This is a genomic window from Geomicrobium sp. JCM 19055 (assembly GCF_000698185.1).
GTDB lineage: Bacteria > Bacillota > Bacilli > Bacillales > Marinococcaceae > Geomicrobium_A > Geomicrobium_A sediminis.
Genome location: NZ_BAXL01000023.1, coordinates 1 through 12,642, shown reverse-complemented (window position 1 = coordinate 12,642; position 12,642 = coordinate 1). Strand labels below are relative to the sequence as shown.

At 42.6% G+C, this 12,642-nt stretch carries 7 protein-coding genes, 2 tRNA genes, 4 pseudogenes and 1 other annotated feature; all 13 genes and pseudogenes read right to left on the bottom strand.

Annotated elements, in window-relative coordinates:
* Positions 1 to 2 precede the first annotated feature (2 nt).
* Positions 3 to 653, bottom strand: coding sequence for a serine O-acetyltransferase (gene cysE, locus JCM19055_RS18230; RefSeq protein WP_042360767.1), 651 nt, complete (start codon positions 651 to 653; stop codon positions 3 to 5).
* 171 nt (positions 654 to 824) lie between these two features.
* Positions 825 to 1,046: a binding site (T-box leader), on the bottom strand.
* Positions 1,047 to 1,052: 6 nt separating this feature from the next.
* Positions 1,053 to 2,514 (bottom strand): annotated as a pseudogene (gltX, locus tag JCM19055_RS18225) (glutamate--tRNA ligase).
* 63 nt (positions 2,515 to 2,577) lie between these two features.
* On the bottom strand, positions 2,578 to 3,051 hold the full coding sequence (ispF, locus tag JCM19055_RS18220; protein WP_042360766.1) for a 2-C-methyl-D-erythritol 2,4-cyclodiphosphate synthase: 474 nt from the start codon (positions 3,049 to 3,051) through the stop codon (positions 2,578 to 2,580).
* Positions 3,048 to 3,752, bottom strand: coding sequence for a 2-C-methyl-D-erythritol 4-phosphate cytidylyltransferase (gene ispD / locus JCM19055_RS18215; RefSeq protein WP_042360765.1), 705 nt, complete (start codon positions 3,750 to 3,752; stop codon positions 3,048 to 3,050). Before ispD ends, ispF begins: the two co-directional genes overlap by 4 nt.
* Before the next feature lie 129 nt (positions 3,753 to 3,881).
* The gene (locus tag JCM19055_RS18210; RefSeq protein ID WP_042360764.1) at positions 3,882 to 4,985 is read right to left on the bottom strand and encodes a PIN/TRAM domain-containing protein; all 1,104 of its coding nucleotides are present in this window, start codon (positions 4,983 to 4,985) and stop codon (positions 3,882 to 3,884) included.
* 133 nt (positions 4,986 to 5,118) lie between these two features.
* Positions 5,119 to 6,157: pseudogene (gene disA / locus JCM19055_RS18205) on the bottom strand (DNA integrity scanning diadenylate cyclase DisA).
* 53 nt (positions 6,158 to 6,210) lie between these two features.
* Positions 6,211 to 7,602 (bottom strand): annotated as a pseudogene (gene radA / locus JCM19055_RS18200) (DNA repair protein RadA).
* Between the two features lie 85 nt (positions 7,603 to 7,687).
* A pseudogene (gene clpC, locus JCM19055_RS18195) lies at positions 7,688 to 10,148 on the bottom strand (ATP-dependent protease ATP-binding subunit ClpC).
* A 2-nt stretch (positions 10,149 to 10,150) separates the two neighbouring features.
* Positions 10,151 to 11,233, bottom strand: coding sequence for a protein arginine kinase (locus tag JCM19055_RS18190; RefSeq protein WP_042360808.1), 1,083 nt, complete (start codon positions 11,231 to 11,233; stop codon positions 10,151 to 10,153).
* On the bottom strand, positions 11,233 to 11,775 hold the full coding sequence (locus tag JCM19055_RS18185) for a UvrB/UvrC motif-containing protein (protein WP_042360763.1): 543 nt from the start codon (positions 11,773 to 11,775) through the stop codon (positions 11,233 to 11,235). The genes JCM19055_RS18190 and JCM19055_RS18185 overlap by 1 nt, the downstream gene beginning before the upstream one ends.
* 17 nt (positions 11,776 to 11,792) lie before the next feature.
* Positions 11,793 to 12,263, bottom strand: coding sequence for a CtsR family transcriptional regulator (locus JCM19055_RS18180; protein WP_042360762.1), 471 nt, complete (start codon positions 12,261 to 12,263; stop codon positions 11,793 to 11,795).
* Positions 12,264 to 12,399: 136 nt separating this feature from the next.
* Positions 12,400 to 12,475, bottom strand: a tRNA-Ala gene (locus JCM19055_RS18175).
* 19 nt (positions 12,476 to 12,494) lie between these two features.
* A tRNA-Ile gene (locus JCM19055_RS18170) sits at positions 12,495 to 12,571 on the bottom strand.
* Positions 12,572 to 12,642 lie beyond the last annotated feature (71 nt).

Here is a 12,642-nt window from a genome sequence, read left to right as displayed (position 1 = left end):
CTTCACTCTCCTTTATGCTCTTGCTTCAACTCTTTTAACTCTCGGCGCAAGCGTTCAACCTCTTTTTCGAGTAATCGAAAACGCTCGTTCTCTGGATCGGGTAATTGATGGTGATCCAAGCTATCGCTCACACGCACTCCATCTTGGACAACAACACGTCCTGGAATCCCAACTACCGTACTGTTTTGAGGCACTTCATTTAAAACGACTGCTCCAGCTCCAATGTTGGAATTGCGACCAATTGTCATCGATCCTAGCACCTTTGCGCCAGATGCAAACAAAACATGATCTTCCACTGTAGGATGCCGTTTTCCTTTTTCTTTCCCTGTTCCACCAAGAGTTACTCCTTGGTAAATCGTTACATCATTGCCAATTTCACACGTTTCCCCAATCACCACACCCATGCCGTGATCAATAAACACACGCTGACCAATTTGTGCGCCCGGGTGTATTTCAATTCCTGTAAAGAAGCGACTAATTTGAGATAAGACTCTTGCAAACAAAAAGAGTTTCTTTCCCCAAAACCAATGCGCAATCCGATGAAGCCAAATCGCATGAACCCCAGAATACGTTAGAATGACTTCGAATCGACTTCTTGCTGCAGGATCTCTCGTAAACACAACATCAATGTCGTTTTTGAATGTCCGCCACATGGCCTCCCCCTCATTCTTTCCAATCGTTTATGTTTATTCCTATTCCATTAAAAACACGGTCATTTTTTTCTTAGCTTACCCTAATCGGTTACGTACTAAGCTCTACTGTAACAAACATTGCTTTATCTGACGAAAGAAATGATTCCAAAATAAAACGCCCCTGTGCTAAGGCACAGAGACGCATTCCACGTGGTTCCACTCTGTTGAGGCACGTCTTTCTATACCCCACTCATTCGTTAATAACGGCTCTTCACCGCTTTTGCCTACTTGATGTTCCCTTTCAGCAAAAGACTCCGAGGTGCATTTCAGCAAGGTGACGATTCAGCCTTTCCCACCAACCGGCTGTCTCTGGAAATCGCCGCTCTTGCTTACTTTCCTCATCTACATGTTTTACATATGTTATTGTTGTGCTGCTTTTTGAACTCTCTTTAAAACCGTTTCTTTTCCAATCAGTTCAATTGCTTTTGGCAATTCTGGTCCATGTGTTTGACCACTAACAGCGACACGGATTGGCATAAACAATTGCTTGCCTTTGTAGCCTGTTTCCTTTTGAACGGCTTTAATCGATTTTTTTAATTGCATCCGCTTCAAATACATCCAGCGACTCGATTTGTGTTGCAAAAGCATTCATAACTGCGGGCACATGCTCAGAAGCAATGACTTCTTTCGCTTCTCCATCATAGTCTACGTCTTCTTTGAAAAAGAGTTCCGTTAGCTCTACAATTTCTGCAGCGTAGTGCATTTGCTCTTGATACATGCTCACGAGTTCAGTGACCCACTTGTGGTCGTCATCAGACAACGTCTCTGAAATTTTGCCTGCTTTTTGCAAGTACGGAATACAAAGCTCCGTAACACGCTCTAAGCTTGCTGCTTTCATGTATTGATTTCCTACCCATGCAAGCTTCGCTTCATCGAAGACAGCAGGTGCTTTCGATACACGGTCTAAGCTAAACTGCTCTTTTAATTCGTCGAGAGTGAAGATCTCTTCTTCACCTACTGGAGACCAACCAAGTAACGCTAAGAAGTTCACAAGCGCTTCTGGTAAGTACCCGTAATCTTGATATTGCTCAACAAACTGCATAATCGACTCGTCACGTTTGCTCATCTTCTGACGATCTGGATTTAAAATAAGTGGTGCATGTGCGAAGGTCGGTTGATTCATTCCTAGTGCGTTAAAGACCATGACTTGTCTCGGCGTATTGGACAAGTGCTCTTCGCCACGAATGACATGAGAGATCTTCATTAAATGATCATCAATCGCAACCGCAAAGTTGTACGTTGGAACACCGTCTGTTCTTGCAATAACAAAGTCACCAATTCCATTCGCTTCAAAAGTTACTTGTCCACGGATTGCGTCATCAATGACAATCGTTTCACCTTCAGGCACTTTAAAACGTACGACAGGTTCAATACCCTTCGCTTCGTATTCGGCACGTTGTTCTTTCGTTAAGTTACGATCACGACCGCTATACTTCGGCATTTCACCGCGCGCAATTTGCTCTTCTCGCTCTTTCTCAAGTTCTTCGGTCGTCATATAACAGTAGTATGCTTTGTCTTCCTCAAGAAGTTGATTTAGATACTTCGTGTACGTATCCATTCGCTCCATGCTTCGGTAAGGACCGTAAGGACCGCCTTCATCTGGACCTTCTTCCCAATTCACGCCTAGCCACTTCATACTGCGAAGAAGCTTGTCCGTTGCCACCTCGATGTTTCGAGCTTGGTCTGTATCTTCAATACGGATAATAAAGTCGCCATTATGTTTCTTTGCAAATAGATAATTAAACAGAGCTTGTCTTGCGCCACCAATGTGCAAATGTCCAGTTGGACTTGGTGCAAAACGTACACGTACATCTGCTGTCATTAAAAACACCGTCCTATTTAGTTCTTATCGTTAGTATAGCATGCAAATGCCTAGATTCATGCATTAATCTTCAATGAGTAATACCGTCGCAAGCGAAGCAATTCCTTCTTTTCTACCTGTAAATCCAAGCTTCTCGGACGTCGTTGCTTTCACATTCACTTGACCAATCGTTACCTCTAATAGCTCACTAATTCGTGTGCGCATGTCTTGAATATGTGGTGCCATCTTCGGCTTCTCAGCAATAATCGTACAATCAAGGTTCCCAAGCTTTAAACCTTTGTCGGTAACAAGCTTGTACACCTCTTGTAGTAATTTAGCCGAGTCAGCCCCTTTATAAGCCGGGTCTGTATCAGGAAAGTGCTTACCAATATCTCCTTCTGCGACCGCTCCAAGTAGCGCATCTGAAATTGCATGGAGCAATACATCTGCATCTGAATGTCCTTTTAGGCCAAACTCATAATCAATCTTCACCCCACCTATGATGAGGTCTGTATCTCTTTCCAATGCATGGACGTCAAACCCTTGTCCTATTCTCATTCTGAATCTCCCCTTCCTTGTCGCTGACGTAAAATAACATTCGCTACTGCTAAATCAAAAGGCGTTGTTAATTTAATATTGTCCTCACTACCAAAAACGACGGTCACTTCTTTCCCCATATACTCAACAAGGCTTGTGTCGTCTGTTCCGACAAATTGACTCGTAAAAGCATTTTGGTAGGCTTCATAAATCATTGGATATGTAAATGCTTGTGGAGTTTGCACAGCAACTAGCGGTTTTCTCGGTACAGTTTCTACAATGTTCCTATGCTCATCAACACGCTTGATCGTATCTGTAACTGGAGTACCTAATACGGCTCCTTGCTCGGCGGTTACGTGAGTTAATAACTCATGTATTTGTTCAACTTCGATAAAAGGTCTCGCTCCGTCATGAATGATAACCATCCCTTCACGATCGTCTACCGCTTTAATCCCTTCAAACACACTTTCTTGCCGTTCCGCTCCGCCTTCAATGACTTTATCGACTTTCTTTAACGCATATTGTTGGAATAAAGCTTCCATTTGTGTAATTTCTTGATGATTAGCAACAACAATCACTTGCTTACACATTGGGTCTCTTTCAAACACTTGTAATGTATGAATAATTACAGGGCGATCATTTAGTTGTAGAAATTGCTTATTCTTTCCCGCTTTCATACGTTTTCCCTGACCTGCTGCAGGAATGATCACGGTATACGTCATAATCGCTCTGCCCCCTTTATTCAAAGTAAAAAGGTCGTACAAAGACGACCATTCTTAATCATACAACTAGAGAACCGCATAAGGCAACTGTCTCAACTGCCATCATTTACGGTTCTCTCGTTAATAAACTTATAATGCTTTTTCTTTCTCGACAATCTTTGGTTTTGCAAAGATCATGCGACCTGCACTCGTTTGTAAAACACTCGTCACGATGACTTCAAGATGCTCGCCAATATAGGAACGACCTTCTTCAATCACAATCATCGTACCGTCATCGAGATAGCCGATACCTTGTTTTTCTTCCTTGCCATCTTTAATGACCTGAACGTGCATTTCTTCTCCTGGTAATACTACCGGTTTCACAGCATTAGCCAGATCGTTAATATTCAGAACAGAAACACCTTGTAAATCACACACTTTATTCAAATTAAAATCATTCGTTACGACAATCCCATTTGTCTTTTGTGCCAACTTTACAAGCTTACTATCGACACCTTGAACATCATCAAAGTCAATGTCTTCAATTTTCACTTGAACTGGGAGTTCCTTTTGAATTTGATTTAGAATATCTAACCCTCGTCGACCACGATTACGCTTTAATGCATCCGAAGAATCTGCAATATGCTGTAATTCATCAAGAACGAATTTTGGAATCACAACGGTTCCTTCAAGAAACCTCGTCCGACAAACATCCGCGATTCGACCATCGATAATAACACTCGTATCAAAAATCTTAATCGGTACTGCTGAATCCGATGAAGACTGTTCATCTCGTTTCTTATCTTTATTACTCATCTTCCCAAAACTCGATACTAAAGAGACGAGCTCATCCCGTTTTTGTGACCCGATTCTGTAACCAAAATACCCAAACAAAATGGTAATAAAGATTGGGAGAACCTGACTTAAGATCGGAACTGAAAATTCACCAATCGGAATACCAATGAGGTAAGCCACCGTCAAACCTAACACTAAACCAATCGTACCGAACAATACATCGGTAATTGGAGCTTTCACAATCGCTTCTTCCACAATACTCATCGCTCTAGCAATTGGTCCTGCTAACCATAAGCTTAACAAGAAGAATATCCCTGCCCCAATTAACCCGCCCACATAATCACTCGCTATCCAGCCGGGTAGCTCTAGGGATAAAATTGAAATAAGTTCGGGATAAAAAATAAAGCCGAGCGCACCGCCAAGAATAACAAAGAACACTTGGACGATTCGTTTTAACATAACTTCCACCTCCTACCACTCATTATGGACAACGTTTGAGTCTTCTATCTTCGATCTGAGAAATTCATAGAATCATTTCTTAGAGGTGAAGATTACTATACATTGTAACCCTTACAACGGCGTATCAATCACATTAAATATGACGATCAATAAACAACTGTTCTTGAACCCTCTCTAACCCTTCAACGACTAGTCTTGCACGGGTTTCGCCAATTCCTTCTACATTTTCCAAGTCTTCCAAAGTCGCCTCTGTCATCGCGCTAATTGTCTCGAAATATTGGACAATGTTGTCAATTACAGCCGATGGCAATCTCGGTATACGATGTAAAAGACGGAATCCCCTTGAATGTAAAACTGGGTCTTGTTCCCTCCGTAGCTTCAATCCAAGTAACTTACGAATGTATTCATCTGTAAAGGAATGTTTAGCACTACTTTGTTGCAACGCATGGAACGCCTCTTCAGCTTTGATCTCATCCTCATTTACATAGTCTTTAAAGAGTAGAAGAGCTTCTTTTTCAACGTTTGTGAGCAACTCATTTAATTGCATTGTAATAAGACGACCTTCATTCCCTAGTTCATGTACGTAAGTAATGAGTTCACGTTTCACACGTAAAACCATTTCGATACGGTGAATGACAGGTGCTACATCTTGGAATGATACAAGTCCTTCAAACTCTAATGCACCAAGGTTTGTCATGCTTTGGTCTAAAACCGCTTTATATTTTTCGAGTGTCTGGATCGCTTGGTTTGCTTTCGTTAAGATAACACCCATTTCTTTTAACGTATATTTAAATTCACCTTGATATAGCGTAATGACATTTCTTCGTTCAGATACAGCGATGACTAACTCCCCAGTTTGCCTTGCCACTCGTTCTGCTGTGCGGTGACGCATGCCGGTTTCATCAGAGAACACTTTATTGTCAGGGATTAACTGTACGTTTGCATAGAGGATTTTTTTGGATGTCTTTACTTAAAATAATCGCACCATCCATTTTTGCAAGTTCGTACAATTGGGCTGCAGTATAAGGTGCTTGGATATGAAAGCCTCCATCAACAACCTTTTTTTACACTGTCGGTATACCCAACGACAATGAGCCTCCAGTCCCTGCACGCAAAACATTATCAATTCCATCTCTTAATGCTGTTCCTGGGGCCAAAAAAAGGGAATACATTTTCAATAAAATGATTGCGACTAATCTCTGACATTACGATTCTCCTTTACTTGCTATCTTCTTTTTGCTCGCTCGCCTAACATGACGGCAAGTGCTTCGTCTAAAGAATGTACTCCGATCACTTCAACCCCTTTCGGAACGGTCCAATCACCGAGGTTTTTAGCTGGTACAATACAACGTTTGAATCCAGCTTTGCACACTCTTTCACACGCTCTTGAATTCTTGATACCCGTCTAATCTCTCCGGTCAAACCTACCTCACCGATGGCGACATCTGTAGGCTTTGTAATTTCATTTCGAAAGCTCGAAGCAATACTAATCGCAATCCCCAGGTCAACGGCAGGCTCATCAAGCTTCACGCCACCCGCAACGTTGATATACGCATCCTGATTTTGTAATAACATCCCGACTCGTTTTTCTAGCACAGCCATCAAGAGCGATACCCGGTTATGGTCGACGCCTGTTGCCGTTCTTTTCGGGTTAGCATAGCTTGAAGGGGCAACTAATGCTTGTAGTTCTACGAGTACTGGTCTTGTCCCTTCTAAGGAAGCAACAACAATTGCTCCTGCTACACCGTTGGTCCTCTCCTCTAAGAATATCTCAGATGGATTTAACACTTGGCGGAGTCCTTGCTCTTTCATCTCAAAAATCCCAATTTCATTCGTCGATCCGAAGCGGTTTTTTACCGCTCTTAAAATCCGATACGTATGATGACGCTCGCCTTCAAAATAAAGAACTGCATCAACCATATGTTCAAGCATTTTAGGGCCTGCAATCGCTCCTTGCTTCGTCACATGACCAACGACAAAAACAGCAATCCCTTTTGATTTTGCCATCTTCATAAACATACCCGTTGATTCTCGTACTTGAGCTACACTTCCAGGAGCTGACGTAATGTCAGGTGTTTGCATCGTTTGTATCGAGTCAATCACAACAACTTCAGGACTCACTTGATCAACAGCTAACTCGATCGCTTGAGTATCGGTTTCAGTATAGACGTACAACTGATCTGATTGGGCATGAAGACGCTCAGCGCGCATCTTGGTTTGTTTAACGGACTCTTCACCCGATATGTAAAGAATCTTTCGCTTGTTTTCAGCAAGGATGGCCGACAGTTGCAAAAGTAGCGTCGACTTCCCAATTCCTGGGTCACCACCGACGAGTACAAGTGAACCTGGAACAATGCCACCTCCGAGTACACGGTCTAACTCTGACAAGTTCGTTGACATTCTCGGTTCATCTTCTCGCGTTACTTTTGTAATGACTTCTGGCTTCGACTTTGTGCCAGACAATCCCGCCATCGTAGCGGTTGATCTAGATTTTTTTAGGAGTTTCTAATTCTTCAACTAACGTATTCCAGTTCTGACAGCCTGGGCATCTGCCCATCCATTTCATGGACTCGTAGCCACACTCTTGGCAGACGAACTTTGTTTTTGTTTTTGCCATAATTCCCTCCCTTTATTTGTCGTGTTTTATCGAATAACGTTACATGTACAGAAAGAGCCGGGAAGTGTCCCGGCTCTTCTCGCAATTACGTGGTTGCCGTTTCTTTAAGCTCGACGACAAACTCACCATCTTTATAGTCGATGACCGCTGTTTCACCTTTTTTTAATGCGTCCTCTCAGAAGTTCTTCAGAGAGTCGGTCTTCCACTTGTTTTTGCAATGCACGACGAAGTGGTCTAGCCCCGTATTCTGGATCAAATCCTTCATCTGCAATCTTTTCTTTTGCTACTTCAGTTAGTGAGAAGTTAATTTCTTGTTCGGCAAGACGCTTTTGTAATTCCTCTGCCATGAGACCAACAATTTCTTTAATGTGTTTCTTCTCAAGACTATGGAAAACAATTGTCTCATCAATACGGTTCAAGAACTCTGGGCGGAACGTTTTCTTCAGCTCTCCCATAACCTTGCCTTTCATATCTCCGTATTTCGCATCTTCCGATTGTGTCGTAAACCCGACATATTTGTTTTCTTTTAATGCACTAGCACCAACGTTTGAGGTCATAATGATCGCGGTATTTCTAAAGTCGACTTTACGCCCTTTAGAATCCGTTAAGTGACCGTCTTCAAGTACTTGTAGCAAAATGTTAAACACATCCGGGTGTGCTTTCTCAATCTCATCGAGCAAAATGACTGAGTAAGGCTTTTGACGAACCTTCTCTGTTAATTGCCCACCTTCATCATACCCTACGTAACCTGGAGGAGAACCAACGAGACGACTTGTCGAGTACTTCTCCATGTACTCAGACATATCTACACGAAGAACTGCATCTTCGTCACCAAATAACGTCTCAGCTACTGCTCGAGCAAGTTCAGTTTTACCAACACCTGTAGGCCCTAGGAAAATAAACGAACCAATTGGTCGCTTTGGATCTTTAAGCCTGCGCGCGCACGGCGAACTGCTTTCGAAATAGCTACAACGGCTTCATCTTGACCAACGACACGATTGTGAAGAATATCTTCCATTCGAAGTAATCGTTCGGTCTCTTCTTCAGCCAGCTTAGCAACAGGAATTCCCGTCCAGCTCGCAACCACCTCAGCGATGTCATTCATTGTAACTTCGGTATTCTCTTGCCCTTGTTGCTCTTTCCATTCATCTTTTAATTGGTCCAGCTCTTCACGCAAACGTTGTTCACTATCACGTAATGAAGCGGCTTTTTCAAATTCTTGACTTTGAACAGCTGCATCTTTTTCCTTACGTGTTTCATCGAGCTTTTGTTCCATATCTTTTAAGTTTGGTGGTGCTGTATAGGAACGTAGTCGAACCTTTGAAGCTGCTTCATCGATCAAATCAATCGCCTTATCTGGTAAGAAGCGATCAGAGATGTAACGGTCACTCATTTTAACCGCTTCTGAAATGGCTTCATCAGTAATTGTCACACGGTGATGTGCTTCATAGCGATCTCGTAATCCAAAGAGAATTTGCTCAGATTCATCAAGTGTCGGCTCATTTACATGAATCGGTTGGAAGCGGCGTTCAAGTGCTGCATCTTTCTCAATGTAACGACGATACTCATCTAATGTCGTCGCACCAATGCATTGCAGTTCACCTCGGGCAAGGGATGGCTTCAAGATATTCGAGGCATCAATCGCACCCTCTGCGCCACCTGCACCAATTAGTGTATGCAACTCATCAATGAAGAGAATGACGTTTCCAGCTTGACGGATCTCTTCCATAACCTTCTTCAAACGATCTTCAAATTCACCCCGGTATTTCGTTCCGGCTACAACAGTACCCATATCAAGCGTCATCACACGCTTGCCACGAAGCGTCTCAGGAACTTCATTTGCTACGATGGCTTGCGCAAGCCCTTCTGCTACTGCTGTCTTACCAACCCCAGGCTCGCCAATTAACACTGGGTTGTTTTTCGTTCTTCTTGATAACACTTGGATTACACGTTGGATCTCAGTTCCGCGTCCAATGACAGGATCCAAGTTTTCCTCTTTAGCAACGTTTGTTAAATCTCTTGCGAGACTATCCAGTGTTGGTGTGTTGACATTTCCGCCAGCTACACCTCCGCCTTGTTGTGTACCGCTGCTTGAAGACTCGTTACTACCTAGAAGTTGTAACACTTGCTGGCGTGCTTTATTCAGACTCACCCCAAGATTATTTAGCACGCGAGCGGCTACTCCTTCACCTTCACGAATGAGACCAAGTAAAATATGCTCTGTACCTACGTAAGAGTGGCCAAGTTTTCTGGCTTCATCCATAGATAGTTCAATGACTTTTTTTAGCACGTGGTGTATAGTGAGGCGTTTCTTGTACCGTGGATTGTGAGCTTTCCGAACCAATTAGGTTCTCCACCTCCACTTGTACTTTCTCTGCACCTAAATTGAGTGCTTGCAAGGCTTTAGCAGCAATCCCGTCTCCTTCACGAAGAAGTCCAAGAAGGATGTGCTCCGTTCCTATATTCGTATGACCAAGTCGCACGGCCTCTTCCTGTGCAAGTGCGAGCACTTTTTGAGCGCGCTCTGTAAATCGGCCAAACATCATGGTCACTCACCTCCGTCTAATATGTTTTCTAGCCTTAATCTTTCGCGAATCAACGACGCACGTCGTTCATCACGTTGTTCTGTCGTTAGTGCTTTCTTCGCGTACTGTTGAAGAAACGCTGGTTGAATAAGAATCATGAGTTCATTGAGAATCTTCGCGTCGATGCCTTCAATTAAGTCAAGATCAATGCCAAGTCTTACATTCGATAAATGCGATGCCGCTTCTACTGATTCTATGATACGACTGTTCGCAAGGATACCGAAAGATCGATAAACTTGATCAATCATTTGTAATCTCTTGGACTCAAGCAGCTTTTCTCGTGCAATTCGTTCTCGCTCAATCAACTGCAAAACGACACTCCGCAAATCATCAATGATATCTGCTTCCGTCTTTCCAAGTGTCATCTGATTGGAAATTTGAAACAGATTCCCTTTAGTTTCGCTACCTTCACCGTATATTCCTCTAACGACAAGACCAATTTGATTAACTGCAGGAATAATTCTTGATAATTGTTTTGTAGTTACGAGTCCCGGAAGGTGCATCATCACCGATGCGCGAAGCCCTGTTCCTACGTTTGTAGGGCAACTCGTTAAATAACCGCGCTTTTCATCATATGCATAATCAACGTTTGCCTCAACCCAATCATCCAAAGCATTTGCAGCTTCAAATGCTTCACTAAGTTGCAACCCTGGATATAGACATTGAATGCGTAAATGATCTTCTTCGTTCACCATAATACTTATGGATTCATCATCACTGAGTACGACCGCCGCTTCTTCGGAACCTTCCGCAAGCTGAGGACTCGTTAAATGTTTTTCAACGAGGACGTGTCGCTCAATGTCTGACATGTTCTTTACTGCAAACCAAGATAAGTTTCCGATTCCATCAAGCGTCGTTTCAGATAGATTCTCGTGTAAATAGCTGTACACCGACTTTGCATCTTCATTAGAGGCTTTAAATGGAAACGAGTAATTAGAAAGGTTTCTTGCTAGACGAACACGACTACTTAAAACGATTTCATCATTTGGACCCGGCTGATTCATCCAAGGGCTAATCGCTTCAGAAATAAATTGTTCAAGCGACATCATTCATTGCCCCCTTCATCGTTTTGTTCACGTTGTAGAGCACGAATTTCATCTCGGATGATCGCAGCTTCCTCAAACTCTTCGTTTTGAATATAGAACTGCATCTTTTCCTTTAACTTTGTAACCTTACGCTTGTGCTCAAGCTTTCCCCCTATACGCTTTGGAATTTTGCCTCTATGAACATGATTGCCACCATGGACACGTTTTAGTATGGGATCGAGCTTTTCTTCAAAAGCTTGATAACAATGTGAACATCCAAATCGACTATTTTGTACAAATGCTGAATAGCTCAACTTACATTTCGGACAGCTTAATTCTGCCTTTGGCTTTTTAAAATGGATTTGACCTAACGGAGGATTAGAAGAATCTAAATTCAACATTCCAGACAATAAATCATGAATGGAATAGTTGTTGTTCCCAGGTAATGCTTCACCTTGCTCTTTAGCACAATGTTCGCAGAGATGCTTCTCTGTTTTTTTGCCATTTACGATCTTCGTAAAACGAAGCGTTGCTTTTCGCTCATTGCAATGTTGACAAAGCATTTGCACACCCCCTCTACCTACACCTTATACTTCAAACTACTTAACATCGCTTTTAAAATGTTTGCACGCAATACATCTCGATGTGCCGCTTGGTTTAATGCAAGCACTTGACGATCAATCGTTGCTTTCATTAGTAGAAACTCACGTTTCGTAATAACTTTCTCTTCTAGTAGACGGCTAATAACACTCATAGCCCCTACTTGGTCTACTTGCTTGCCAATCAATTTAAGAAGATGATCAATTAATTCAAGATCATCTGAATGGGACACTTTCTGAATACGAATGTATCCGCCCCCACCTCTTTTACTTTCCACAATATAACCTTTTTCAATCGTAAATCTCGTACGAATGACATAATTTATTTGTGAAGGGACACATTCAAAGTGTTTCGCAAGCTCACTTCTCTTTATTTCTATTCGATTACGTTCCTCGTCTGTAAGAATTGATTTAAGATATTGTTCAATAACATCTGAAATGTTATTGCTCATCATCCACACCCCTTGACCTTGACTATCTTTGACTATAATATAATACATTTATCTCTAACATGCAAGTAAGAAGGCTTGTATTATTTTTACAAACAAAAAAAAGACAAGCATAGGCTTGTCTTGAATCGTTTATGTATGGTGGAGCCTAGCGGGATCGAACCGCTGACCTCCTGCGTGCAAAGCAGGCGCTCTCCCAGCTGAGCTAAGGCCCCAAGTGCTATGATTTGAAGATGGTGGGCCTGAGTGGACTCGAACCACCGACCTCACGCTTATCAGGCGTGCGCTCTAACCAGCTGAGCTACAGGCCCATCTTGCAAATTACAACGGTTGTCCGCTGAAAACTGAATGAAAATCAAGCGTTTTCCTGCCCTCTCGAAAA